27 protein-coding genes are annotated in these 25898 nt (G+C 26.3%); 16 read left to right on the forward strand and 11 right to left on the reverse strand.

Annotated elements, in window-relative coordinates; genetic code table 11:
- The first annotated feature begins 235 nt into the window (after positions 1-235).
- A complete protein-coding gene (locus BP769_RS06265; RefSeq protein WP_409198994.1) occupies positions 236-508 on the forward strand; it encodes a hypothetical protein in 273 nt (90 codons plus the stop codon).
- Positions 509-633: 125 nt separating this feature from the next.
- Here BP769_RS06265 and BP769_RS06270 read toward each other — a convergent pair whose 3' ends face one another.
- Positions 634-1080: a hypothetical protein gene (locus BP769_RS06270; RefSeq protein ID WP_413825896.1), complete on the reverse strand. Its 447-nt coding sequence runs from the start codon at positions 1078-1080 to the stop codon at positions 634-636.
- A gap of 185 nt (positions 1081-1265) precedes the next feature.
- Between BP769_RS06270 and BP769_RS06275 the strand changes: the two genes are divergently transcribed.
- The 6 genes from BP769_RS06275 (at position 1266) to BP769_RS06300 (ending at position 5269) form a co-directional block, all read left to right on the forward strand.
- Positions 1266-1709 carry a GyrI-like domain-containing protein gene (locus tag BP769_RS06275; RefSeq protein WP_413827537.1) on the forward strand — a complete coding sequence of 148 codons (444 nt, stop codon included), beginning with the start codon at positions 1266-1268 and terminating at the stop codon, positions 1707-1709.
- Positions 1710-1797: 88 nt separating this feature from the next.
- Positions 1798-2247, forward strand: a complete 450-nt coding sequence (locus BP769_RS06280; RefSeq protein ID WP_413825892.1) for a MarR family winged helix-turn-helix transcriptional regulator — start codon at positions 1798-1800, stop codon at positions 2245-2247.
- A 68-nt stretch (positions 2248-2315) separates the two neighbouring features.
- A complete protein-coding gene (locus BP769_RS06285) occupies positions 2316-2624 on the forward strand; it encodes an ArsR/SmtB family transcription factor (protein WP_413825890.1) in 309 nt (102 codons plus the stop codon).
- 7 nt (positions 2625-2631) lie between these two features.
- Positions 2632-3018 (forward strand): putative zinc-binding protein, encoded by a 387-nt coding sequence (locus tag BP769_RS06290; RefSeq protein WP_413825888.1) that lies wholly within the window; start codon positions 2632-2634, stop codon positions 3016-3018.
- 41 nt (positions 3019-3059) lie between these two features.
- Positions 3060-3818 (forward strand): 4Fe-4S binding protein, encoded by a 759-nt coding sequence (locus BP769_RS06295; protein ID WP_413825886.1) that lies wholly within the window; start codon positions 3060-3062, stop codon positions 3816-3818.
- A 104-nt stretch (positions 3819-3922) separates the two neighbouring features.
- Positions 3923-5269 carry an MATE family efflux transporter gene (locus tag BP769_RS06300; protein WP_413825884.1) on the forward strand — a complete coding sequence of 449 codons (1347 nt, stop codon included), beginning with the start codon at positions 3923-3925 and terminating at the stop codon, positions 5267-5269.
- Positions 5270-5297: 28 nt separating this feature from the next.
- Here the strand turns inward: BP769_RS06300 and BP769_RS06305 are convergent, their stop codons facing one another.
- The 9 genes from BP769_RS06305 to BP769_RS06345 form a co-directional block, all read right to left on the reverse strand.
- Complete coding sequence (locus BP769_RS06305) at positions 5298-5438, reverse strand: hypothetical protein (RefSeq protein ID WP_413825882.1); 141 nt, start codon at positions 5436-5438, stop codon at positions 5298-5300.
- A 255-nt stretch (positions 5439-5693) separates the two neighbouring features.
- Positions 5694-5849 carry a hypothetical protein gene (locus BP769_RS06310; protein WP_413825880.1) on the reverse strand — a complete coding sequence of 52 codons (156 nt, stop codon included), beginning with the start codon at positions 5847-5849 and terminating at the stop codon, positions 5694-5696.
- Between the two features lie 348 nt (positions 5850-6197).
- Positions 6198-6806, reverse strand: a complete 609-nt coding sequence (locus BP769_RS06315) for a class I SAM-dependent methyltransferase (RefSeq protein WP_413828823.1) — start codon at positions 6804-6806, stop codon at positions 6198-6200.
- Positions 6807-7002: 196 nt separating this feature from the next.
- Positions 7003-10131, reverse strand: coding sequence for an ATP-dependent DNA helicase (locus BP769_RS06320; protein WP_413862294.1), 3129 nt, complete (start codon positions 10129-10131; stop codon positions 7003-7005).
- Positions 10132-10304: 173 nt separating this feature from the next.
- The gene (locus BP769_RS06325; protein WP_413862296.1) at positions 10305-11987 is read right to left on the reverse strand and encodes an SPOR domain-containing protein; all 1683 of its coding nucleotides are present in this window, start codon (positions 11985-11987) and stop codon (positions 10305-10307) included.
- Positions 11988-12009: 22 nt separating this feature from the next.
- Positions 12010-12438: a hypothetical protein gene (locus BP769_RS06330; RefSeq protein WP_413828350.1), complete on the reverse strand. Its 429-nt coding sequence runs from the start codon at positions 12436-12438 to the stop codon at positions 12010-12012.
- 1 nt (position 12439) lies between these two features.
- On the reverse strand, positions 12440-14389 hold the full coding sequence (locus BP769_RS06335; RefSeq protein WP_413828349.1) for an AAA family ATPase: 1950 nt from the start codon (positions 14387-14389) through the stop codon (positions 12440-12442).
- A 1-nt stretch (position 14390) separates the two neighbouring features.
- Positions 14391-14570 (reverse strand): hypothetical protein, encoded by a 180-nt coding sequence (locus BP769_RS06340; RefSeq protein ID WP_413828348.1) that lies wholly within the window; start codon positions 14568-14570, stop codon positions 14391-14393.
- Positions 14571-16649, reverse strand: a complete 2079-nt coding sequence (locus BP769_RS06345; RefSeq protein ID WP_413828347.1) for a DEAD/DEAH box helicase family protein — start codon at positions 16647-16649, stop codon at positions 14571-14573.
- Positions 16650-17005: 356 nt separating this feature from the next.
- Here BP769_RS06345 and BP769_RS06350 point away from each other — a divergent pair, with 356 nt between their 5' ends.
- On the forward strand, positions 17006-18316 hold the full coding sequence (locus BP769_RS06350) for a cobalamin-dependent protein (RefSeq protein ID WP_413862298.1): 1311 nt from the start codon (positions 17006-17008) through the stop codon (positions 18314-18316).
- A gap of 9 nt (positions 18317-18325) precedes the next feature.
- On the opposite strand, the gene BP769_RS06355 is transcribed toward BP769_RS06350, so the two are convergent.
- The gene (locus tag BP769_RS06355) at positions 18326-18829 is read right to left on the reverse strand and encodes a double zinc ribbon domain-containing protein (RefSeq protein WP_413862300.1); all 504 of its coding nucleotides are present in this window, start codon (positions 18827-18829) and stop codon (positions 18326-18328) included.
- 331 nt (positions 18830-19160) lie between these two features.
- On the opposite strand from BP769_RS06355, the gene BP769_RS06360 reads away from it, so the two are divergent.
- The 8 genes from BP769_RS06360 to BP769_RS06395 form a co-directional block, all read left to right on the forward strand.
- Positions 19161-20531, forward strand: coding sequence for an MFS transporter (locus BP769_RS06360; RefSeq protein WP_413862302.1), 1371 nt, complete (start codon positions 19161-19163; stop codon positions 20529-20531).
- A gap of 202 nt (positions 20532-20733) precedes the next feature.
- Positions 20734-20880, forward strand: coding sequence for a hypothetical protein (locus BP769_RS06365; RefSeq protein WP_413862304.1), 147 nt, complete (start codon positions 20734-20736; stop codon positions 20878-20880).
- A gap of 53 nt (positions 20881-20933) precedes the next feature.
- Positions 20934-21287, forward strand: coding sequence for a hypothetical protein (locus tag BP769_RS06370; RefSeq protein WP_413828316.1), 354 nt, complete (start codon positions 20934-20936; stop codon positions 21285-21287).
- Positions 21253-21474 carry a hypothetical protein gene (locus tag BP769_RS06375; RefSeq protein ID WP_413828315.1) on the forward strand — a complete coding sequence of 74 codons (222 nt, stop codon included), beginning with the start codon at positions 21253-21255 and terminating at the stop codon, positions 21472-21474. Before BP769_RS06370 ends, BP769_RS06375 begins: the two co-directional genes overlap by 35 nt.
- 87 nt (positions 21475-21561) lie before the next feature.
- Complete coding sequence (locus tag BP769_RS06380; RefSeq protein WP_413828314.1) at positions 21562-22182, forward strand: TMEM175 family protein; 621 nt, start codon at positions 21562-21564, stop codon at positions 22180-22182.
- A 223-nt stretch (positions 22183-22405) separates the two neighbouring features.
- Entirely contained in the window at positions 22406-22912 is a 507-nt protein-coding gene (locus tag BP769_RS06385) for an MFS transporter (protein WP_413862318.1), read from the forward strand.
- A gap of 2 nt (positions 22913-22914) precedes the next feature.
- Positions 22915-23652 (forward strand): MFS transporter, encoded by a 738-nt coding sequence (locus BP769_RS06390; RefSeq protein ID WP_413862306.1) that lies wholly within the window; start codon positions 22915-22917, stop codon positions 23650-23652.
- Positions 23653-24008: 356 nt separating this feature from the next.
- A partial coding sequence (locus BP769_RS06395; RefSeq protein WP_413862308.1) for an FmdE family protein occupies positions 24009-25898 on the forward strand: 1890 nt, incomplete at its 3' end.

Consider the following 25898-nt stretch of genomic DNA (forward strand, 5'->3'; position numbering starts at 1 on the left):
TTTTCATATTTTAATTTCGATATCTTTATATATAAGTTTATTCTAATACTAAGATAAGACTTTTAAAACTGACTATGTGTCTTATTAAATATTGAGATTTAATACTTTATTCATTTAATTAAAAATTTTTTAGACAAAATAGTATAATGTTAAAAGTAATAACAATATTTAAATATAACATTAAACATAGTTTATATTACATAAAGTAATAATAACAAAATTGAGGTGAATGTCAATGAACATAACTGATACAAGATTTTTAAATAAGCTTAATACTTTTTTCAAAAACCAATATCCTGGTGGAAAAAATTTTGAGTACACAATATCTCCAGATGGAGATTACCTTTTTGTTACTTCCATGGTATATGGAGGTCAACAAATGATTGCAGAAGATCTAAAAGAAATAGGAAAAGCTATAGGAGCCACCTATGATGACATGATTGTATGTTTAGACAGATACTTCATGATGTTTAAATTAAACAATTACAACACGATGGCAGCTAAATAAAACATTCAAAATTTAATAATCATTAAATCTATAAAAACTTTTTTAGGTTTAATGATTATTCTTTCACCATTAATATAAATATCATTTTAAGTATTACATAATTTTATTAAAAAAAATTAATAGTATTAAACCTTAATACTATTAATCAATTGATTAGCCAGATTAGAACTACTACTAACATCCCAATTACTTAAATCATTAGGTAAAACACCTACAATAAAATCATGATTATCCTTATTAAAACCATAAGCATAACCAGTTTTACCATTATAACTTACTTTATATTCAGTAACAGGAATATTATTAACAGTTAAACTATTCTGAGATAAGATTTTACCACCATACTGACTTATAAGATCACTTGACATAATTTGATCTTCAGCTACAGCAAAGTAACCATCATTTCCAGAATAAACAACTAAAGAACCATCTAAACCAGTAGTAACTTGAGTGTAACCATCAGGACAAGTGAAACTACTATTATTCAAATTCACAGTACTAGATGCAAATATAATCCCCGTAGAAGCTAAAATAGTGCTAATTAATAAGATTGTTAAAATTTTCTTATTCATAAGAATTCCTCCCTTTAAAATTTATAAAAATATATATAGTTTCTATTTAATAAAACATTTGCTAAGGTATTGAATAAATAATTTAATAATCAAAGTAAAAATATTAAATCATAATTTTAATATAAATTGAAAAATAAAAGTAGATATTATATAAAAAAAATTTTTTTAAATTGATTGTTATGGATATGGAAATTAAAGAAAAAATAATACCTGAGAATTTAGTGGCTTTACTTGAGTATAGTGGTGATGGTTTGAATAATACTCTTTTTGAACTTTTTGAGTGGGCTAAAGAATCTAAAGTTAAAATTCAGGGTGCTCCTTTTAGTGTTTTTAAAAATTTCAATAGTGAAAAAGAGGTTCATTATTGTGGTGTGTCTATACGTGGTGATGATTTAAAGGTTCCTGATTGTATTTCTATTAAATCTTTTAGTAAACATCTTGTTTTAAGTTCTATTCATGTAGGTTCTCATGATAGTGCTTATAAGACTTATGATGAAATTGTTGAATATGCTGGGGAAAATAATTACACTGTTTTAGATACTAGTTATTTAGTGTTTTTTAATAATCCTTTATATACTGATAAGGATCATTTAATTAGTGATGTTCAGGTTAATGTTTTAAAAGATTAAAAAGGGATTTAATTTTTTTATAGTACTATTTTAAATATGTGATTGTTTTTAAATTAAATTAAATAATTTTAAAGGTGTTTTTTTATTTATGTGTGAAATTAAGGAAAGTCAAATTAAGCAATTGAATAGTGTTTGGCATTCTATTTTTGTTAAGAATTTATTTAGCAATATTGAATCTAATTATCCTAATCTTAAATCTTTAGATAATCGTGAGATTGGTGTTATTGCTCGTACTGGTCATCATAAGAATACTGTTATTAAGGATGTTACTCGTGAGTCTAATCTTCCTAAGAGTTCTATTACTAATGTTATTAATAAGTTAGAAGCTAAGGGTTTGATTTTAAGGGAGATTAATCCTGAGGATAAGCGTAGTTTTAAGTTGGTTTTAACTAGTGATGGTGAGAAAGTTTTAAAGGAGCATGATGATTTTGAGTATGAGTTGTGTAGTACTGTTTTAGCTGCTTTGGATTCTAGTGATGAGCGTGATTTGTTTTTGAGTTTGTGTTCTAAGATTTCTGATAATTTACTTGATTTTTGAGGTTTTTATTTTTTTTTAAAAAGATACATCGATATATTTAAATATATTAATATATAGATTTATTGAATATGAGCTCATGTAAAAAGAAAAAACATAAAATCCCCAAATCAGAAGAAATCAATAAAAACCAGGAAACATTAAAAGCAATAGCAGACCCTACAAGATTAAAAATCTTATACTTACTTCAAGACGGAGAATTATGTGTATGTCAAATACATGAAGGAATAAATAAATCCCAATCCACAATATCACACCATTTAAACATACTAAAAAAAGCAGAAATAATAAAAATGAGAAAAGAAGGCATATGGAATTATTACAGCCTATCTAATCCCAAATTAATAAAACATTTAAATAAAATTTTCAAAGGAGAATAAAAAAAATATGACAAAAAAAGTAGCAGTAGCAGCATGTAGTGGAATGAGTCCTAACGGATTAATCACACGTGTAAGCTGTGACGATACAAATAAAGAAAACCCTCAAGTAATAAGTATTTGTATGGGTGCAACATCAGGAGAAAGAACTGGTTTTAGAGATTTAATAAAAAAATATCCAATAATAGCAGTTAATGGTTGTGATGGATCATGTGTAAACAGTATCCTAAAACAAAGAAATGTAGATGTAATCGATTCAATAAATGTCAATGAAGAATTAAGTAAAACAGAATACCATGCAAATGACACATCACGCTTAGACAATGATGGGGAAATTTGTGTAGATATTATTAAAAACATTTTAAATAAGAAAATAGTGAAAATATTAGAAAAATAAAATACTAAGATAATAAATTCCTATGTGTGAGCTGATTTTAAATGGTAAGTGAAAATTCTTGTTGTGGACTTATTAATAAATACCCAGATAAATCTAAAGTTAAAAATCCAAGTAATCCTAATTTTAAAATAGATGATAATTTAATTAATGAATTAAATTCTTTAATTAGTAAATTAGGTTTGCTTGATATTGCTTATGTTAATGATTTGGATGATTTATGGTTAGATGATAATGATTTTGGTTTTAATGGGGCTATTGTTTTAACTATGGAAATGTATGATAAAATTTTAAGTACAATTCCAGGTAGCTTAGCTAAAAGTTTTAATGATGAATTATATGAAGATTTTGGTAATTTGACTTATGAGGTTTCTGATTTTTTAAGATTAAATGGTTTTGAAACTTTTGTTGCTCCTCCTAATGGTGATATAATTAATTTTTCTAAATTAGGTGAAAGGGCTGGTTTAGGTTATGTTGGTAAAAGTGGTTTATTAATTAGTCCTAGTTTTGGTCCTAAGGAGAAGATTAGTGCTATTTTAGTAAATATTTCTAATTTACCTATTAATAAAGCAGATGATTTTTCTTGGATTAGAGAGTATTGTAATTATTGTGGTAAGTGTGTTAAGGCTTGTCCTCATAATGCTTTAATTAAGAATATGGATGTTGTTGATTTAGATTCTTCTTCTTGTGTTGGTTGTAGTGAAGCTTGTACTGAGTGTATTAAAGCTTGTCCTTTTTATTTAAAAGGTTATGAAGTGGTTAAGGAAAAGTTTGATAAGATTTCTCTTTTACTTTCTAGATGATTTTTCTTTTTTTTTAAGGTATAAGTATAAATAATATTTAGTACTAATATGGTACTATACTTAACTTGTACTAAATTATTATTTTATAAACAGGAAAAATAAAAATGTCAGAAGAAAACATAAAACTCCTAAGAGGAGAACCAGAAAAAGCAATAAACCACTTAGCATGGCCAATAGTCTTATCCATGATACTAACAAGCCTCTACATGTTAATAGATGGAATATGGATAACAGGACTAGGACAAACCGCAATAGCAGGAGTAGGATTCGTAACACCAATATTCATGATACTAAACGGAGTAAGCGTAGGATTAGGAGTAGGAGCAACCAGCCTAATAAGCAGATACGTTGGAGCAAAAAACCGTGAAAACGCAAGTAAATCAGCAACACACTCCATAATAATATTCACAATAACATCAATACTTCTAACAATACTCCTACTACTAATACAAAAACCAGCACTAATAATGTATGGAGCAACAGGACAAGCATTAACAGAAGGATTAAATTACAGTACAATACTATTTGCAGGACTATTCACATTCATATTCGCAAACGGAGGAACCGGAATACTACGTGGAGAAGGGGATATGAAAAGAGCCCTCTACGCAGTAATCTTATCTGTAACAATAAACACAATAATAGACCCCATATTCATATACACCCTAAAACTCGGAACCGCAGGTGCAGCATGGGCAAGTATAATAAGTTGTGCAATATCAGCAATACTCATATTCTACTGGATACTAAAAGATGAAAAAACTTATGTACAAATAAAATTCAAAGGATTCCATTACAACAAGAAAATAACAAGTGAAATCCTAAAAGTAGCAATACCAAGCTCACTAGAAATGATAATAATAGCAATCTCATATGCAGCATACCTATACTTCATAAGCATAATAGCAGGTGAAACAGGAATAGCAGCTTTTTCCTCTGGTCAAAGATTATACATGTTCCTAATAATGCCATTAACAGCCATAGGTTCAGCAGTCGTAGCAGTAAGTGGAAGTGCATATGGAGCAAAAAATAATGAATATCTAAAAAGATCACATAAATACGGATCAAAACTCGGAGCAATATTCGGATTAACAATAACAATAATATTCTTACTCTTCAGTAAACAATTATCCTATATCTTCGCATATACTCCACAAACCCATCACTTAATACCAATCATTAGCCAATTCTTAATAATAATTGGATTAGCATTCCCATTTACAGGAATAGGAGTAATAAGTAGTAGCATATACCAAGGATTAGGAAAAGGAATAATAAGTTTAATATTCACAATCCTACGTGAAATAATCGCATGTTTAAGCTTATCCTACATATTCGCATTCACATTCGGATTAGGATTAATAGGAATATGGATAGGAACCTGCCTTGGAAGAGTAATAATGGGAATAATCAATTACCTATTTGCAAAACATACAATAAAAAAATATTAAAAAAAGGATGAATGTTAAAATTTTAATTTTAAACTGTAACGTTTATACTTGTACTTGTATTAGAAGATTCATAAATAACAGTACTACTATATGAGCATTGTGCAGTATATTCCCCTTCATATAAGTTTATAGCTAATTCATAATCCCCTTCATCATTAGTACTTACCATGTAAACTTTACTTGCACCATCACTTAAACGTGTAAGGTTAAGGCTAATGAGTTGACCACTAATTGCTTCACCTTTACTGTTTAATAATTTTCCTGTGAAATTTTGACCTGCCCCATATTTAGCTTGGAACTTATTAGCTGTTAAATTTGTATCAATCCGATTTACAAGTATAGAACTATTTACTAATCCACTTGCTATGTAAATAGTATTATTTATATTTAAACCATCAAAACTTCCACTTACACTATACTTACCTTAATTTCCCTGAGCATAACTAATATTAGATTTATTATTACTTGAGAAATTTGATAAATCTGAAGTAGGAACTTGAATATTATTAATATTAACTTCATTATCATTAGCACTTAAATAAGTTTCATTATTAATATCTTCTGCACAAACTGAAGACATAGTAAAAGTTAATATAACTAGAAATACTAACAGAATATTTATTCTATTAATTCAAAACACCTCCAAACTTTTTTTTAAATTTTTTAATTTAAACCATGATAATTATTATAAATTTATTACATAAAAAAATATTTCTATAATATTATTCATATTTAACTAAAAAAAATGAATTTAACTAAAAAAAAGTATCAAGGCTTCCATGAATTCTGCTTTTATGATAAAAAAAATATAAGGAAATAAAATAAAAAATTTAAACTTTATAAAAAAAAAGGGATAATAAGAAAAAATGAATATATATTTGTACTAAATATTTGTTAGAAAAATGTTTTTAAGATTTAATACAAATTTTTATAATTTAATAGCAGTAAAAGCATAATGCTTTTCATCAATTAACTTAAAATTTTCTAATTCAAAATTAGTTCTTTTAAGTAAAAATTTAATTTCACGCTTATTATAAATCCTATAATCCCCATGAGGTCCGAATCTACAAATAATATTTATAACTCGACGAATTAAACCAGGAGCAGTAGGTTCACCCATGATTAATTTACCCTCCTTTTTAAGAACACGATTAATTTCATTTAAAACATTACTAGGATTAGGAAAATGATGGAAAGCAGAATTACAAACAACTAAATCGAAACTTTCATCATCCCAAGGAATATGTTCAGAATCTCCAACTTTAACACATCCTTCAGGAAACTTAGTTGATGCTTTTTTAACCATTTTAGGAGAAATATCCAAACCATAAACTTGAATATCAGGATCATGATTTAAAATTTTTTTAATCATATCCCCGGTTCCACAACCTAAATCAAGCATGACTTTAGGATTCTCATTAATTACTCTTGGTATAACTTCTTCATATGTTGGCTGGGCAAATACTCCATCCCCTTGGGAATAGTAATATTTAGATGTTTTATTAAAATATTTTCTACTCTTTTCTTTATTATTCATTTAAAATCCACATTTAAAACTAAATTACTTAATAATAATATTTTTGTAAGATTTTACATATATACTTTTTCTTAAAAAAAAGGTTTAATTGGAAGATAATCTAGTATATATTTAAACAAAAAAAAATTAACTAAACCTTAACACCCTTAAAAAGTGTAAGTGTTTAAAAAAAAATAAAAAAATGTTTTAAATTAAATTATTCACAAACCTTATCCTTATACTCACATCTACTACAATAATGATTATCTCGTGGGAAAGATTCCTTACTAATATTACTTGCAACCAAGGATAATGATTTATCAATATTCACTAAATCCTCTATACTAAAAGGTATAAGATTCTTTTTTAAATCCTTAATAGTGAAGATTCCACCACTACTAATTTTTAAATCCTTAAATTCAGGATTCTCCATTAAAGCTAAAATATAAATAAATATTTGTTTTTCAAAATATTCCGGATGATAAGTAACATTTAAAGAGTCAGTGTTTTTAAAATCAATAATCTCAAGACTACCATCATCTTTTTGATTAATTAAATCAATTTGACCTGTTAACTGATAATTACTTTTACTTATATTAAATGGGATTTCACTACCTTTAACATTTAAATCAGAAGCAAAATTATTGTAATAATCCTTAATATTCTTTACTGTTTCCTTTAATTCTTCATCTTGAATATTAATATTTGGATTATTATCAATCATAGACTTAATTAACTTGTTAATATTTATTTTTTCATTTTCCTTTAATTTAGAATGAATACTATTTAATATTTCATGAACTGCAATACCATAAGTGATTTTACTTGTATCACTTAATTGGAATTTATAATTATAATGTAACTTGTACTTGAAAGGACAATCAGTATAATCACTAAAACTAGTATAAAATAATGGGACAATTTCCTTTTCCTTTTCTTTTCTAATTTTACTAGTTGGAATACTGATTTCTAATAACTCATCACTATTTAATTCATGTATACAAGAGTTTTCCTTTTTCAATTTATATATAATTTCAGGAATACTGGAATCCTCTTTTTTAGTGATAACAGAAAGGATTAATAAATCTTTAGCACGTGTCATTGCCACATAAAGAATCCTTTTTTCCTCATCTTCATATAATTTAGCTTCTAAATCAGGGTCCGGGTTTTTATACTTTAAATACTTACTTGGAGTGTGGAAATTAGCCTTACCATTACTCCATTTTTTAGTTTCCCTTTCACTATCATATTTACCTGGGAATTTATCCTCTTCAAGAGATCCAACAATTACAACTGGAAATTCTAAACCTTTAGACTTATGAACAGTTAAAATTTGAACAGCATCCAGTTTACTCTTATTATTGGATGGACTAGTGTATTTATCCAAGTTACCATTTAAGAAACTGAACAAGCCTTTAACATCATATTTATTAATCATTCTCTCATAATTATGAATAGTGTTAGAAAGACTAGCTAGATTCAATAGTTTATCCTCATCACCAGGCTTTGCTTCCTTAGATAATGAGCTTAAATAATTGTTGATGTTTAAAAGTTTATAATACAAATCAAGTAAGGTTAATTTATCATTAATATCCACATCTTCTACTGGTTTTTCAAATTCTTCTTTTATACTGTTTAATGTTTTAAAGAAATTTAAATCATTAGGATTTGTGATTCCTAATTCTTTTAAGTCTTCTTGACTCATTTCACTTAAAACAATAGGTTTAATCTTTTTATCAATTTCATCTAAAACATTATTGTGACGATTGAAAACTCCACTAAACTTTTTAATACGTGACTTCTTACCAGTTAATTCTAAATAGACTTCATGTTCACATTCAATTACACTATTTTCATAATCACTTTGTAATTTAATTAAAATATCTTGTGTTTCAGTGCTTAAATTAAAGTAATCGGTAAAATCAGAACTTGTGAAAGCTTTAAGATTTAACCAATCCTTCTCCCATTTACCAGTATACTTTAATGCATGATTACCAGTGAAATACCAAAGCAAAGTTATTATGCTTCTGATTTCATCTTTCTCCATTAAATCCTGATTACCATTTATAATATAATTAATGTTTAACTTATCTAATTCATCTAAAAGCGGACCAATTTTACCTTTAGTGCTTCTAAAAAGGATTCCAATATCACTTAAACACTTAACTTTACCATTACTAATTAAATCATTAACCGTACTTGCAATATTAACTGCCTCATCATCCCTACTAGAATTAGTTAAAGTGAAAATCATACCACCATCACCACGACTAGCACCTAAATCCTTACAAGTACCACTACTACGACAATTTTTAATAAAAGACTCATTAACACTAACAATACTTGAAGTACTACGATAATTAGTCTGTAAAGTCACAAGACTACAATCATCACCATCAACCAAACCATTAAAAAATTCAGGATCAGCACCCCTAAAAGCATAAATACTCTGATCCTCATCACCAACAACAGTAAAAGAATCACAACCCTCACGCAACAACTTAAAAATCTTCATTTGAACCGGATCAGTATCCTGAAACTCATCAACAAGAATATTACGATAAACCAAACCCTTCCTAACACTCTCATCCATAAGTAACTCTAAAGCCTTAACCTGCAAAAGACCATAATCCAAATAACCCTCACTCTCCAACAAATCAACATACTTAGGATAAGCACGAGCAACAGCCAAATAACGAGCATTATACCAACTATCCTTCAAAACAGGATCATCATCAACAATTTCCTTTGGAAACTCAAAATAACCATTACCATCACCCTGAACATCCCTAATCAAATCCAAATACTCCCTACTAACAGGACTCTCAGACTGAATAAAATCAACCAAACCCCCAGTATCAACACCAAAAGTAGTATACTCATCAAACTTATCAATAACATTATCAATCATAAAATTCGGAACATAATACTCAAAACGAAAACCCAAATCACCCATATGCTTACGAACAAACATATTCAACAATTCAGAACCACCATCATCACGAGAATCCACACCATCAGCAAGCACACTCAAACCCTCACTACCATACTCACTTAACAACTTATAACAAAAACTATGAATAGTACTAATCTGCATACGATTAATCATATCATCACTAATAAAATCCTCACCACGCAAACGAAGCTTCAACTCCTCAGCAGCCTTACGAGTAAAAGTAATCACCAACAAAGACTCAGGATCCACACCACACTCACCTAACAAAAACTTAACCCGCTCAACAAGAACAAAAGTCTTACCAGCACCAGGACCAGCATCAATAACCAAAGGCTCAACACCACAATACCGAACAGCTTCCAACTGATTAGAATTCAAACTATTAACCATAAAAATAACATCCCCCATTATTAAATAAAATATTTATAATTAAATATTAAACTTACAAGCAAAAATAATTTAACCCTAAAAAAAAAGTAAAAGAATCAAGAAAATAAATAGCTAGATATACCCTTAATTAATTAAAACATGAACCTTTATAAAAAAAATTAAAATTAAAAAAATTATTTATATAATTTAACAATCCATTTAATCCAACTACTAACTGATAAAGATCTTCTTTTTAAAGTAACATCAGAATTTACATTATAAATTTCCATACATTTTAAAATATCAAAAATTTCAAAAGTAGAAGGAAGCATCATATTTTCTAAGTACTTTGAAAAAACATTATAAAAAGGTTTATGTTCTAAAATACAATTAACCAAATTTAAATTTAATTCTTTATCACTTAAAGAGAAAATTTCTTTACCTTTTTTAGATAAACATAAATTATCATATGTTTTGACAATTAAATCCAAATAAATACCTGCAGACACATAAAAACTATAATGTCTAGGTTGTAAATTAAACTTTTCTTTAATCTCATCAGGACTTAAACAATGCTTATTTAACTCATTACAAATATTAATCAATGTAAAAAAATTATCCGCTTGAGGAAAAGGAACTTTAGGCTCCTCAATAAATTCAACAGAATCATATACTCTTTTAATATCATCAAAAGAAATTTTTGAATCTAAATCTTCCCAATTATTTTTACAAAGCTTATTCCTAACTTTCACAGTTTCCTCAAAACTATTATATGTTCCAAAATCTTTAATTTTTCCATTAATTTCCTTTTTAATTTGAAAAACGTAATCAAATGGTACAATATTTTCACCATATTTCCACTTTCTGGTTTTAATAACATATTCTCCATGCCAATTACTTTTTTTTAACTTATCTTTATTTGTTTTAGCTTGATTAAAATTTTTAAAAATCCCATAAATTCTAATTTTATCATAAACAAATCTTTCAATTGTATAATACTCCCCATCAAATTCAATATTTTTTTCATACTCAACAACTTCATTATCATCTCCATTATCTTTAATAACCCAATCATTTTTAATTAGTTCATTTTTAGCTTTAATTGCTTCTTCTTTAGTAGAATATGATCCAAAATAATTCAAATTTCCATTTAATCTTTTATAAATTGAAAAACCTAATCTAGTATGTACTATATTAGATTCTGAATTAATAGGTAAATATTTCCAATCCTCTTTAATAAACTGATCTCTTATTTTTTTAGCATCCTCTAAATTTTTATAAGAACCAAAACATCGTTGTTTACCATCAACAGATTTAACAATTTGATAATAATTCCCATTAAAACTAATATATCTCCCATATTTATTAGAAGAAGACAAATTAAATTTTCCCCAATTATCAATAATTAATTCATCTCTAACTTCTATTGCCTCATCTAATGTATCAAATTTACCAAAAATATGATTTTCATTATTTATAAATCTAGAAATTATATAACGATTCCCCTCTTTTTTAATAAATCTACCATATTTACTGTCAGCACGATATGAATCAGAATCCCAACCATTAGAAATTAAATTATATTTAGCAATCTTAGCTTTTTTCAGGGAATCATATGGCCCAAAAGTCTTTTTAGTATTTTTAAAATTTTTAAAAACATAAAATGTATCATCATCTTTTTTTTCAATATATTTATCTATTAAATTAGATTTTTCTACTACTTTTACTGGCCAACCATCATCATCTAAACTGTTTCGAACTTTTATAGCTTCATCTAATGAATCATAAACTCCAAAATTAATGTCTTCATTATTGATTTCCCGGTGAACCTTAAATTTTCCATTTTCTTTAGAAATATAATCCTGATTATTTAACATAAATATCAATTATTAATTTTTATTAAAAGAATTCAGATTCATTTTTTTCAAATTTATCAGTCAATACTTCTGAGATTAGTTCAGTTATATACTGAGTTGAATCTTCATACCATTCAAATAATTTTCTGATTCCAGTTTTTGCATATCCTTCAGTGATTTTAAACATTTCGTCCTCATTTTTAATAATGTTTACATCTTCATTTTCCATTATAGCTAAGCATTTTAGCAATGTCATTTCATCTTTATCAGCATTATCTTTTACTCTAATGTAACTTTTTTGTTTATTTAATGGTTGAAATTTTTTCACTTCAAATTTTCCAATTAAAACTGCAATAGTGAATAATTCAATATTTGTTTTTCCTTTCCATTCAGGTTTTTGCATTATACTTTGGTAAATTTCAAAATCTTCCTCTTCAATGTTTATAACTGTTCTTTCTACTGTTTCAACCATTTTAAATCACCTTAGTTATATCTTTACCACTTTCACTATTCACTTCTAATTTGTAAGATTCCCCTACATAAGGACTTATGTAATTTTTAAATTCTGAACTATACTCATTTCCAGTGACCAATAAGATTACTTGTTTATCTTGAGTATACTGAGGTAAAAATTTTCCTAAATTTTCTCGAATATCATTATCTAATCTACCTAATGGAGTATCTATAAAGATAGGTAATTCAAATCCCGCTAAAGAATTTAAAGCTGTAATAAATGATAATGCTAAAGTTAATTGAGTACCTGCAGATGGATCAGTTGCAGGAATACGTGTCCCATCTTTTTTAATAAAAGTAACATTAAAATCTTGATCAATATCAATCTTTTTATAGGAATCTTTCCAATGATAATTATTAAATTCTTCTGTAGTTAAACTTTGTAGATTTTCATGAATAGACTGAACTAATTCGTCATATAAACTTTGGGAAGATTTGTAAACTTTTTCACAAAATTTTATTTTTTTATCAATAGTTTCCATAATGCCCATCTGACTTTCAGCAATCTTTTTATCTTTTACTAATTGTTTTAAGTTAGGTTCATCTCGTTCAAGATTAGTTTCAATATTACCTATTGTTCTATTGGATTGATTTATTAAATCTTCATAATGTGTGATGCTACTATTGATTTTTTGTACATCATTTTGCTCTATACCTTCTAATTTTAATTGGACTTCATCTATCTCTCGTTTTTTATTTTCAATATTATCTTCTAAATTAATTTGTTCATTTTCTTTTTTATCATCAATTTCAACAAATTTTTGAGGATAATGTGATCTAAATGATTTAGCACGACCTAATAATTCATTAATTTTATCAGAAATATCTGTAATTTCACTAGTCCTTTCACATAATTTCTCAATTTCATTATACTCTTTAGATCCTATAGGTAATTCAGTACCACAAATACATTTATTTTGATCTAATAAATATTCTAAAAATGCTTTTTTATAATTAGAAGGGATAAATCCTTTTTCTCGTAAATCATTTCCTCTTTTCTCAATATCTATTAAAGCAGAGTAGCCATAAATTAGGATAAAGTTATTTATTAAAAATTGTTTATGTGTTAATATTGATGATTTTTCTTTATTCTCTAAATTTTTTAATTCTTTTTTTAATCTATCTTTTTCTTCAAATAATTTAAGAGGATCATCACCATAACTATTTAATTGTTCTTTCAATACTTTTATGTAATCTTTATTTTTCTTTATTGATTCCTTTTCATTAACCAAATCTTTTTTATCTTTATTAATACTTTTTTCTAATTCATCTATCTCATCTAGTAAATTTGCATATTTTGGATCAGTTTTCTCTTTTTCATTAATATATTCTTTTTTTCTTTGATATATGTGTTTTATGACATTATCAAGTAGATTTAACTGAGATAATCTAAATACATCTTTTTTTATATTTCCATTATCTTTTTCAAAAAATTGGGTTAATAATTCTCCATCAAATAAAAAATAATCTTCTAAAGATTTTGGTAGATGAGTATTTATAAAATTTTCTGTATATGTGACAGGGGAGCAATTTTCACCATCATCTAAAATTATTCTAAAATCTTTATCTGGAAGGCTACATTCATCTTTAGAAATCTTAAAATATTTATTAACCCTAGATATTTCAACATCTCTACCTTGTGAATCTTCCATTTTAATTTTAACTTTGACTGGTATTTCTTCATTGATTTCCGTGTCATTAAATACAGATCTATTATATATTGGACTATCTCTACTATTTTTTTCTTTATTATATAAACACCAAGTTATGGCATTCATCATAGTGGTTTTTCCAGTATCATTGTTTCCTTGAATTATTGTAATATTTTTATCACCTGTATCGGCAAATGAAAGTTCTTCGGGTCCTTTATAATTTCTAAAGTTTTCTAAATGAATGGATTTAAAAATCATTTTAATCCTCTACATATTTTTCAATTAATTTAATATAATCATTCTTCAGTCTGGTTTTATGGTCTTCTATTGCCTCAAATTCTAATTCTAATGCTTCTTCAATAAAACCTTTAACTTTATCATCTATATTATCTTTTTCATCTAATTTATTTCTAATATCTTTATTAATTTCTTTACTCATTTAAATAAGCCTCCATTTTCTTAATAACTCTTGGCATTGTTTTTGATTATTTGCAGTTAAAATAAAATCTTTTAACCTATTTAATTCTTTATTAATAATATTATCCACAAAACTTTCATCAGATTCAGGTGCTACCATCATATCATAAATATATGCAAATTCTTTTCCTTGACATCTTCTTAAAACTCTACCTCTTCTTTGTATATATTCTCGAGGATTTGTAGTACTTGACATAATAATTACATTACATGTTGATGGAACATCAACACCTTCATCTAAACATTTCATAGCTACTAATGCTTTTATATTTCCTTTATCAAATTCAGTTAGTAAATATTGTCTTTCGGACATTCCTCCTAAATTTTTATCTTTATTTGTTTTTTCTTTACTTGTGAATTTGTGTCTTGGAGTAATATTCTCTTCTTTTAATATTTTTAAAACATTTTCAATCTGTTGAGGCGAACAGAAAATTATTAAATGGTTAATATCTGGATTTTTTTGTAATATTTCATGTAATTTTCTATATTTTCCTTCAGCATTATTTAAGATAGACCTTCTTTTTCTAAATAGGGAATTTAAATTTTCTTTATTCTTTGCATTATCAATATTATTTATATTAACTGCAATTTTTTGAGTTAAATAAGCATATTCTTTCAATTCCACAGCATTTAAATCTATTTTTTCAGGATAATATTTGTAGGGAGTTAAATATGTTTGATGTGTAATTGGATTTTTTTGATGTAATGCATCAGATAAAGTAAATTTATAAATAACTCCTCCAAAATATTTTATTAAATTTTCTGTAGCTTCTTCATCCATAAATTTTGAAGGAGTAGCACTAAGACCTAATCTATAATTATAATTATCAATTAAACCTTTAGAATAATTTTCAGATGCTAAATGGTGCATTTCATCAGCAATTAATAATAAATCAGCATTAATTTCATTGATTTTTTCTATAAAAAAATCTTTTGACATGGTTTTATGTGTAGTTAAAATAATTGTTTTTTTAAGTTTATTTCTCTTTATATGTCTAACTATTCTGTTTAAATCTTTTTTCCAGTTTGAATTTCCACCAAATATTAACTTAATGTTATCAAAATTAAATGATTCTATTTCTTTCTTCCATTGTTCTATTAAATGAGAATAAGGACATGCAATTACTGTTATAAGTTTATCATTTTTTTCATATAATTTTTTAAAACAATTCAAAGAGGTGTACGTTTTCCCTGTACCTGTTGCCATTTCAAAAATGCCTTTATTATTATTTTTAAACCATGAATTAATTGCATCTTTTTGATGATTGAATAATATTCGATTTTTTTTATCTTTATGATAAGTTTTATTTAATACAATTTTATTTAATTCTTCTATGCTTGATGGTGCTCTTTTTATTAATTCATTTTTATCTGCTTCAGGTATGTCCATTACAATTAAATTTTCATGTTCACCGTTCCATAATTGAGGAAAATCATTTATGTATTCAATCATAAACTTGTCATCTTCTCCTCCTTTAAAAACATTAAAAGTTTCAATGTTATATTTCCATCCTGCAGCAGTTTCATTGTTAGAACCATTGAATATTATGCAATGTTTTAAATCTTCAATACCACAGCTTGTTTTATTGTCCCATAAAATACCTGTTTTAGAGTGAAGTATACCTCCTCCAATGTATTCTCCATTTTTTTGATTTATCCCAATTTTTATTTCTAGTATATTATTAGCTATCATCCAACCTAAAACTTTTATATGATTATTAACTAATTCATCTTCAATATTGTTTAAGTCTTCTAAAAATTTTGTACTAATTAACTTTTCAATATCCGAAGCATCTTTTATTGATTCTACATCTTTAGGATTTAATTGTGCTCCACATAATAGTCTCATATAGCCTTTATTATAGATGAAATTTTTCATTCCTTCAGCAGCTATAGCTAAACTGGTTGAATCAAAATATCCGGATATCCGATCATATCTTTTTGCTTCGCTTAAAATTGGATTATAAAAAGATTCTACAATATCTTCATTTTCAGAGCTATATGTTGGTTTTATTATATTATTTATATCTTGAAATGTCATTTTTTTTAAACCTAAATTTTTTAATTTAAATAAGGTTTTTATTATAATTAATTTTCAATTGAAAATTAATAAAATTATTAATCACATTTTCCCCTTTATTTAAAAAAATTTTCATTATTAATAAGTTTATTTGTTAGAATAATATATATTTTACTAAATAATTTTTGAACCATTTCTTAATAATAATATATTCATTTAAAAAAAATGATTTAAATCTGAACATATTATAATATATTGTTTTATGGATCAATACTCTAAATTTAATAAAAATATATTTTTTATAGACAATGTTTAAAAGGTAGAAATATAAATATAATAATTAAATAAATATAATATAAATTATAAAAGTTTTTAAAATGAAATTTGAAGATTGGATTACAGAAGATATAAAATGTGTTTTACTGGTAGAACCTAATTTTCCTATTCCTAATAAAAGTAGAAATCATTCCAATTTTTTACCTATAGGTTTACTTAAATTAGCTTCATATTTACGTTCTAAATCAATTGAAGTAAAATTGATTAGATATGAAGATAAAAAAAATATAGATTCCTCACAAGCAAATTTTGATCACCTTGATAAACCTAAAAATTTATTTAAACCTGATTTAATATGTGTAACTTCAATTTTCACTTACTGGTCTAAATATGTTATAGATGCTGTTCAACATTATAAAAATAAATATCCCAAAACCCCTATTATCGTAGGTGGAGTATATGCATCTTTAATGCCGGAACATTGTAAAAAACATACAAAGTGTGATGATGTTATAACTGGAACTGTTAGTGATGCTGAAAAATTAACTCCTGCTTATGACTTGGTTGATGTGGATTATCAAATATTACATACAACTAGAGGTTGTATTCGTAAGTGTGGGTTCTGTGGAACTTATATTATCGAACCAAAATTTTTATCTAAAAAAACTATTAAAGATGAGATTATAAAAAAGAAGTTAGTATTTTATGATAATAACTTATTAGCTAATCCTTATATTAAAAATATTCTAGAGGAATTAATAGAACTTAAAAAAGAACATAAAATTAGTTATGTCGAATCACAATCAGGATTTGATGGGAGAATACTTAGAAAACATCCCGAACTATGTAAAATGTTAAAAGATGCTGGGTTTAAAAATCTCAGAATAGCTTGGGATAATAAATATGAAGAAGCCCCTTTAATAAAACAACAAATTCAAATACTCCTTGATGCAGGTTTTACTCATAAAGATATATCAGTTTTTATGGTTTATAATTATGAATTACCTTATACTGAATTAGAAAAAAAACGTGTAAAATGTGCTGAATGGGGAGTTCAAATCATGGATTGTAGATTCAGACCATTAAATGTTACCAAAGATAATTATAGTTCATATAAACATAAAGGGCAAACATCAGAAGATTATTATATTCATCCTAATTGGACTGATGCTCAAGTTAGAAAATTCAGACGTAATGTTAGAAGACATAATATCTGTATGAGACATGAAGTAGATTATCATTCAACTTTACTCGAACGTAAAAAAATACCTCAAGAACAAGCTCATGAATATAGGACAAAGACATATAATCAAGTGAAAAATATTTTACCGGATGCTTGGACCCCATATGAGTTTCATGATGCATCAGAACAAGATTATTATCAATTAACAGATTTAAAAAAAGTAAAATAAAAGGAATTTTTAATATGCAAATGGGTTGTATGTATATGCCAAGATACATAATAAGAGAAATATTACATTTATTGCAATTATAACAATGGCATGAATTTTTACTAGATTTGTTCCTATTAAATCTATTACTTCATTTTCATGTTTTAAGAATATGTATGCTCCACATATTAAACATAGGAATACCCATATGAAGTTTAATGTTAATATTCCACTCAACATTATATATGGTGTATCTAACATAATCATTGTTATTATGAAACTTATTATGGTTGCTAGATATCCTATTATTATTAATATTTTTGGGTCTTGATTGTTTAATGCATTGCTTATGTTGGTATTGTTTGGATTGTTTTGTACCCATTCTCCGCAGTGTTTACATTTAAGTACTCCTGGTTCTAGTTTGGATCCGCAGTATGGGCAATATTTTAAATTTTCTGCTAGTGTTGTTCCGCATTTTGTGCAGTATTTTGCATCATTGGAATTGTTTTCTCCACATTTACTACATTTTTTCATAGTTTTTTTCCCTTTATGTTTATTATTATTCTATTTTTTGTCATGTTTTAAATTTGCTTATTATAAGTATATGAAGTTTTTTTTATATAGTGTTAATCTTTATGTTTTGATTCATAATATATTTTGTTCCATGAAAAAAACCTATTTATTGCTTTTAGAAAAAAATTTAAGGTTTTCTAATACTGCGAAAATTAAATAATAAATCTGATATAACATCAATTATAAAATTTAGATTTAGCTTATATAATATTAGATTTTTTTTATTAAAGTTGGGAATGTTTTATTAATATTATTATTATATGAATAAAATTATATTATTATGAAGTTTAAGTTGTTAAGTTATGAAAAAATAATGGTTGTAGTTCTATTTTCAGGGGCTTTTTTTGCTAGTTTGAGTCAGAGTTTGCTTAGTAATGCAGTGCCAGTTATTATGCATGATTTTGTTATTAATGCTAGTGTTGTTCAATTGTTAACTAGTTCTTATACTCTTACTATGGGTGTTGTTGCTATTGCTACTCCTTATTTAATTAATAAGTATGATGTTCGGAAACTGTTTTTAACATGTATGAGTATTTTCCTTGTTGGATGTGTTATGTCATATTTTGCACCTAATTTCATTGTATTGGTTGTTAGTCGTATTCTTCAGGCTTTAGGTGCTGGTGTACTATTTACTTTAACTCAGATTGTGATTTTATATATTTATTCTAAGGATAAATATGCTATTATTTTAAGTTATCTTGGTTTAATTATTGGTTTTGCACCTAGTATTGGTCCTACTCTTGCTGGTTTTATTATTGATTTTTCTGGTTGGAGAAATATTTTCTTATTATTAGCTATTGTTAGTGTGATTATTATCTTATTAGGTCTTCATTATGTTTATAATGTTGAGAAGGAAACTACGGAAACTACAATGGATGTCCTTTCAGTTTTCGCTATTGGGTTCAGTATGCTTTTAATAATGATTGGAATTACTAATATTACTCTTAATGGAATTAGTTTACTTTATAGTTTTATTCCTATTATTGTTGGAATTATTTTATTTGTATTCTTCATTCACAGACAATATCATATGGAAGTGCCTCTTATTAATTTGAAATTATTTAATAATCATTTATTCCTTGTTGTGAATATTATTATTTATATTAGTTGTTTTGCTTGGATGAGTGGTTATATTTTAGTTCCACTATTTTTACAATCAACTTTAGGTGTTTCTGCTGTTATTTGTGGTTTAGTGATGTTGCCTGCTACTATTATTAATGCTGTTTTAAATCCTGTTGGTGGTAAGTTTTATGAAATGTTTGGTGGTAAATTTACAAGTATTATAGGTTGTTTATTATTAGCTGTAAGTTGTATTCCTTTTATATTCTTTAATGATAATGTGAACTTGATAATTATTGTACTTATTTATATTGTTCGTATTATTGGTTTAATATTATTATTCTTACCTATGTTTGCTTATGCACTTAAAGGGGTTGATGAGAAAGAGTATACTCAAGGTTTAAGTATTATTAATAGTAATCGTGAAATTGTTGGATCATTAAGTACTACTATAATTTTAGCTTTTGTAAGTGTTTTAAGTGTTAAAGGTAGTGTTAGTTTACAAGGGATTAATTTAGCTTTCTTCTTACAAATGATTTTATTCTTTATAGCAGTTTTAATTTCAATATTTTTACTTAAATCTGAAAAAGGACACATCATGTGAAGTATTATTAATGAGAAAAAAATATTTAAGGGGATTAATGTTTTATGGAATTCGCTCTTAAAAAACAAGAAATGATTATGGTTGCAACTATACTTGCTGGTGCTTTTATAGCTGCTTTTATGTAGAAGATATTCATGAACATAAAATTGTTAAAATGGATTTAACATCAGTTTTTACTTTAGGTTTAGGTGTACTTTTTATTATGTTTGCGATTACTGATTTATCTGATAAATTACATTCTGATACTGTTATTATTCCTTTAGTTATTGGTATTATTTTCTTGCTTTATTTTGTTCAAAGACAATTAAAATCTAAGGGATTCCTTTTTGAAATTGGATTTATTTTATAATCCTTTATTCCATTTAGGTAATTTTTTACTTTATATTGCATTTTTTTGCATGGGTGAGTGGTGCATTTTTAATTCCTTTATTTTTACAATCTGCAATTGGTGTGTCTGCTATAATTACGGGTTTTGTAATTTTACCTGCAACTTTACTTAAAGCTTTACTTAATCCTTTAGGTAGTAGGTTTTATAAACTTTTTGGTGGCCATAAGACAAGTATTTTAGGTTCTAGTTTGCTACTATTAGTTGTATTCCATTTGTTTTTCTTTAGTGTTAATACTAATTTGAATTTGGTTGCAATTTTTTATATGATCCAGATTATTGGTATTAGACTTCTTTTATTCCCTATGCTTGCATTTTCTCTTAAGGGGATTGGTAGTGGAGGAGTATACTCAAGGTTTAAGTATTATTAATAGTAATCGTCAGATTGTTGCTGCTCTTGGTACTACTGCTCTTTTAGTAGGTGTTAGTGCTATTAGTCCTAATGGTACTGTTAGTATTCAAGGTATTAATCTTGCATTCTTTGCACAATTGATTATTTTTATTGTTGCATTATTAATTTCAATACTTTTTATTAAACCTAAAACTTCAGAAGAATAACTTTCCTCATTACTTTTTTTAAATGAATTTTTATAATATAACTTATATAATATTTAATTAATTATTAGATACTGGAGTATTTTTTTTATGAGTTTTATTGAAAAGGTTTATAGAAGTGAAATTGATGGTGATGCCTTAAAGGCTTTAACTGATGCTATTTTTGCTGTTGCTATGACTATTTTAGTTTTAGATATTAAAAGACCTGAATCTTTAAATGCACTTTTACAACCTGGTGCTTATAATACTTATATTTCTGGTTTAATGTTGGATATTCTTTTATGTGTTTTTGTTTTTGTTATTTTAGGTTTGATTTGGATTGGTTTAAGACATATGCTTGAGGATATTCATAAAACAGATAAAATTAGTTTATGGATTATGCTATTTCTACTTTTAGGGGTAGTGTTGGTTCCTTTATTTTATTCTTTGATTTCTGAGGCTGGTCAAACATTCCCAGTGTTTACATTATTATTCCATTTGAATTTTGTTATTATTGGTATTTGTTGGGCTTTAGAGTTCTATTATTGTGCAAGAAAAGGTTTTATGGGTGATGTTTCTAATATTATTCCTAAAGTTCGAAATATTCTTATTTTCCCGTTAACCGCAATAATTGCTATTATTTTCACATTATTAGGTTACCCTGTAAGTAGTAATTATGTGTATATAATTATTCCAATTTTAAAACAAGCTTATTTATACTTTAAAGATTGAATATTTTTAGTATATGAGCTTTATAGGATGGAGAAATATATAATTAAATAATGTTTTTGTTTTTTTAAGAAATTTTTTTAGGTGTACTGATTTATTTGAGTTTTGTTTTAAGAAAAGAAGAAAAGTTAATGGTTGGAATTATTCTTGCTGGTGCTTTCTCTGTAGCTTTAAGTCAGAGTTTAATAAGTAATGCAATACCGGTTATTATGAGTGATTTTATTATATACCTGCAAGTTTAGCTCAATGGTTAACTAGTGCTTATGTTTTAACTATGGGTATTGTGGCTATTAGTACTCCTTATTTAATTGGTAAATATGATATTCGTAATCTTTTCATTAATTGTTTAAGTATTTTCATTGTAGGTTGTATTATATCCTATTTTTCACCTAACTTTTTTATTCTTCTTTTAAGCCGTGTTTTAGAGGCAGTAGGTGCTGGTGTTATTTTTACTTTAACTCTAATTGTTATGGTGTATATTTTCACTAAGAATTCTCATGCTAAAGCTTTAGGTTATCTTGGTTTGGTTATAGGTTTAGCTCCATGTATAGGGCCAACTCTTGCAGGTTATATTGTAGATTACTCAAGTTGGAGGAAAATTTTCTTATTACTTGCATTTATATGTTTAATTGTAATAGTATTAGCTAATAAATATGTTTATAATCTTAATAAGAAATATTCTGTTAGAATGGATTTTACATCTGTTTTATCTCTTGGATTTAGTGTATATTAATTATGTTAGCAATAACAATTTTATCTTATAAAATTAATATTATTATTCCAATTATTATTTTTATTTTAGGAATATTTTTATTAAGATTTTTTGTTAAAAGACAGTTAAATATGGATGTGCCATTTATTAAATTAGACTTATTTAATAATCGTTTATTCCGTTTATCAAATATTATAATTTATATTGGTTTTTTTGCTTGGATGAGTGGATCTGTACTGATTCCTTTATTCTTACAATCTGCTATAGGAGTGTCTGCTATAATTACAGGTTATATTATTTTACCTGCTACTCTTGTTAAAGCTATTTTTAGTCCTTTTGGAAGTGGATTTTATAAAAAATTTGGTGGCCATTTTACAAGTATTCTTGGATCTTGTTTATTGATTATTAGTTGTGTGCCTTTTATTTTCTTTAATGTGAATGTTAATCTAATTTATGTTATATTATTGTATGTTATTCGAATGTTTGGTGTAATTCTTCTTTTATTCCCTATGCTTAGTTATTCTCTTAAAGAAGTTGATAAATCAGATTATGATCAGGGTATGAGTATTATTAATAGTAATCGACAGATTGTTGCTGCTCTTGGTACTACTATTCTTTTAACTTTTGTTAGTGCTATAAGTACTCATGGTGATGTTAGTATTGAGGGGATTAATTTAGCTTTCTTTTTACAATTAATTTTATTTGTAATGGCTTTATTGATTTCTATATTTTTACTTAAACCTGAAAAGGATCAGTTTTGATTTTGTTTTGAGTATTAACTTTTTTATTTTTTTTATTTAATTGTTTGTTTTCTTTTTTAATGTTTTAGGGGTTGTTTTTTTTATTTATGTTTGTTTTTTTAGTTTTTTTCAGTGTTTTATTAGATTTTTTTTAGTTAGTTGTTTTTTTGGTTCCTTTGGAGTGTTTTGTTATTGTTTTTATTAGTTTTTTATATATTTAAGTATTACTTTTTTCTTGTTTAATAAGTATTTTTTAATAACAAGGTTTATATTAGTATTACTTTAGAAAGTTTCAACGTGATAAAAATAAAATTAATCTTTATCACAACAAAAACCTTTTTTTAATAGAAAAAATTAAAAAAAAGGGTGTGTATTTTTTGACAAATGGACGAAAATTTTTAGCAGTTTTAATAACTTTAATATTTCTAACAATAGGAACAGTATCAGCAGTAGAGGATACAACAATATCTAATACAGATAACACAAATAACCTTGAATCCTCCACAAATGATATTAAATTAGATTCTAGTAACTCCAATGATAAATCAACATACAATCTTGATTTAAAAATAAATTATCAATACTCAGAAGATAATAAAATAATCAATCCTACAATTAATATTAAAGAAAACAACAATACATTAAATTTAAACAAAACCTATTCAAATGATATATACCATGTGAAACTAAATGCAAATTCCATTATTAACATTACAGTTTCAGCACCTGGATATATAACTCAATCACAATTATTAAAAATAAATAATAATCAAAGTGATTTATTAGGAAATTTAGTGTTCAATATGAAAGCTACCGAAAGTTACCAATTAGGAAGAGATGTAACAGCAAAAGCAGATTCACTCCTAAATTTCAACACTGCAGATGAAATATTAGCAATAACCACTGCAGGTGTACCAAAATTAAATGGACAAACTAGTGAAGATGCAATAGAAGGAATACTAAACTATGGAAACCGAATTTCTTATGGTTTAGGAAACATGCTAATGTTACGTCAAACAGCTACTAGTCCAATAGATTTTTGTTTTGTAACAAGAAATGGTAATAAATTAAATGCAGTCATATTCTTAAATGGATCTACAACTTATTCTTATTTAGGAAGTATATCTGAAAATATGACTAAAGCTCAATGGAACCAACTCTATAAAGCAGTAGGTGGAGAAAACGCATTTTCTTTCGCAAGTTTAGCTAATGGATGGTACGATAATGTATCATACTTAGTTCTGCAAGAAGCAGCCTTCCACGGACATATCTGTGAAGGAACACTTGGAGGTTACACAATAACTGAAGCATTAATGCAATATTACCCTCCAATAAAAGCAACTGATGGTGGAAGTGGATCACCTGGAGATATAACATCTTATAAAGTGTTAGGAATCCCTGGAGATTCTGCTAGTGATGCAGTACTATTCTTTTTAGATGCAACAGCAGGTAAAAGTGGATATATAGGATTCGATACTACATCAACTGGTGCAACTACTAATATGATGGCTTTTATAAGATGGAAAGATGCTGTAGTAACTTATAATAAAACAAGTAATAAATATGAAGTTACAAGCCCAGGATCAGGAACATTAATTTTAATGCAATACAATTCAGCAGAAAACAAAAAACTATTTGAAAAAGAAACTGGAATAAAAGGTAACGGTAGTTTAGAACAATTGAAATATAATACTTGGTGGATTAACCGGATAAATACAAATCCTGCTAGTTTAGTAAGTATACTCTTAGAAAAAGAAAACTTAACAGAAGAACAATATTACTACTTAATCGGTTCAGCAAAGAATATTACTTTCCCAACAAGTAAAAATGCTACAAACGCTGGAGAAACTAGAATAAAAGCTATTGAAGCTCATGGTTTAGATTATAATTATATGATGAGTTTAAATTTACCAAATGCAATTCGTAATGATACTATTGCAAATCGTGGAAATTTAACTTATAATGATTTTAAAGAAATCGGATTAACAGCAAGTAATTTAGCTAAAGACATATTCAAAAAAGAATTAGGTATAGAAATTGAAAAAGGAATGCCTAATTTTGAAATCCTTACAACTGCAGGTTACAGTTATATTAATGAACAAACCACAGAAGCTGTATGGGATGGAATATATGAAGTATTCGGTTCAAGATTAAGTAGATACACATTATTACCAGACCACAGACCAATGTGGAAACCATTATGGTTTACTTTTGTATTAAAACAAGATGATGGTAAATTAATGTCTGTTTACATAAGATATAATGAA

The organism is Methanobrevibacter sp. UBA417 (assembly GCF_002508845.1).
Lineage (GTDB): Archaea > Methanobacteriota > Methanobacteria > Methanobacteriales > Methanobacteriaceae > Methanobrevibacter_A > Methanobrevibacter_A acididurans.

Excerpts from the sequence above, each read along its gene's own strand:
- BP769_RS06265 (WP_409198994.1), top strand. The coding sequence starts at position 236 with ATGAACATAACTGATACAAGATTTTTAAATAAGCTTAATACTTTTTTC.
- BP769_RS06270 (WP_413825896.1), bottom strand. The coding sequence starts at position 1,080 with ATGAATAAGAAAATTTTAACAATCTTATTAATTAGCACTATTTTAGCT.
- BP769_RS06275 (WP_413827537.1), top strand. The coding sequence starts at position 1,266 with ATGGAAATTAAAGAAAAAATAATACCTGAGAATTTAGTGGCTTTACTT.
- BP769_RS06280 (WP_413825892.1), top strand. The coding sequence starts at position 1,798 with ATGTGTGAAATTAAGGAAAGTCAAATTAAGCAATTGAATAGTGTTTGG.
- BP769_RS06285 (WP_413825890.1), top strand. The coding sequence starts at position 2,316 with ATGAGCTCATGTAAAAAGAAAAAACATAAAATCCCCAAATCAGAAGAA.
- BP769_RS06290 (WP_413825888.1), top strand. The coding sequence starts at position 2,632 with ATGACAAAAAAAGTAGCAGTAGCAGCATGTAGTGGAATGAGTCCTAAC.
- BP769_RS06295 (WP_413825886.1), top strand. The coding sequence starts at position 3,060 with ATGGTAAGTGAAAATTCTTGTTGTGGACTTATTAATAAATACCCAGAT.
- BP769_RS06300 (WP_413825884.1), top strand. The coding sequence starts at position 3,923 with ATGTCAGAAGAAAACATAAAACTCCTAAGAGGAGAACCAGAAAAAGCA.
- BP769_RS06305 (WP_413825882.1), bottom strand. The coding sequence starts at position 5,438 with ATGGTAAGTACTAATGATGAAGGGGATTATGAATTAGCTATAAACTTA.
- BP769_RS06310 (WP_413825880.1), bottom strand. The coding sequence starts at position 5,849 with ATGTCTTCAGTTTGTGCAGAAGATATTAATAATGAAACTTATTTAAGT.
- BP769_RS06315 (WP_413828823.1), bottom strand. The coding sequence starts at position 6,806 with ATGAATAATAAAGAAAAGAGTAGAAAATATTTTAATAAAACATCTAAA.
- BP769_RS06320 (WP_413862294.1), bottom strand. The coding sequence starts at position 10,131 with ATGGTTAATAGTTTGAATTCTAATCAGTTGGAAGCTGTTCGGTATTGT.
- BP769_RS06325 (WP_413862296.1), bottom strand. The coding sequence starts at position 11,987 with ATGTTAAATAATCAGGATTATATTTCTAAAGAAAATGGAAAATTTAAG.
- BP769_RS06330 (WP_413828350.1), bottom strand. The coding sequence starts at position 12,438 with ATGGTTGAAACAGTAGAAAGAACAGTTATAAACATTGAAGAGGAAGAT.
- BP769_RS06335 (WP_413828349.1), bottom strand. The coding sequence starts at position 14,389 with ATGATTTTTAAATCCATTCATTTAGAAAACTTTAGAAATTATAAAGGA.
- BP769_RS06340 (WP_413828348.1), bottom strand. The coding sequence starts at position 14,570 with ATGAGTAAAGAAATTAATAAAGATATTAGAAATAAATTAGATGAAAAA.
- BP769_RS06345 (WP_413828347.1), bottom strand. The coding sequence starts at position 16,649 with ATGACATTTCAAGATATAAATAATATAATAAAACCAACATATAGCTCT.
- BP769_RS06350 (WP_413862298.1), top strand. The coding sequence starts at position 17,006 with ATGAAATTTGAAGATTGGATTACAGAAGATATAAAATGTGTTTTACTG.
- BP769_RS06355 (WP_413862300.1), bottom strand. The coding sequence starts at position 18,829 with ATGAAAAAATGTAGTAAATGTGGAGAAAACAATTCCAATGATGCAAAA.
- BP769_RS06365 (WP_413862304.1), top strand. The coding sequence starts at position 20,734 with ATGTTTGCGATTACTGATTTATCTGATAAATTACATTCTGATACTGTT.
- BP769_RS06380 (WP_413828314.1), top strand. The coding sequence starts at position 21,562 with ATGAGTTTTATTGAAAAGGTTTATAGAAGTGAAATTGATGGTGATGCC.
- BP769_RS06390 (WP_413862306.1), top strand. The coding sequence starts at position 22,915 with ATGTTAGCAATAACAATTTTATCTTATAAAATTAATATTATTATTCCA.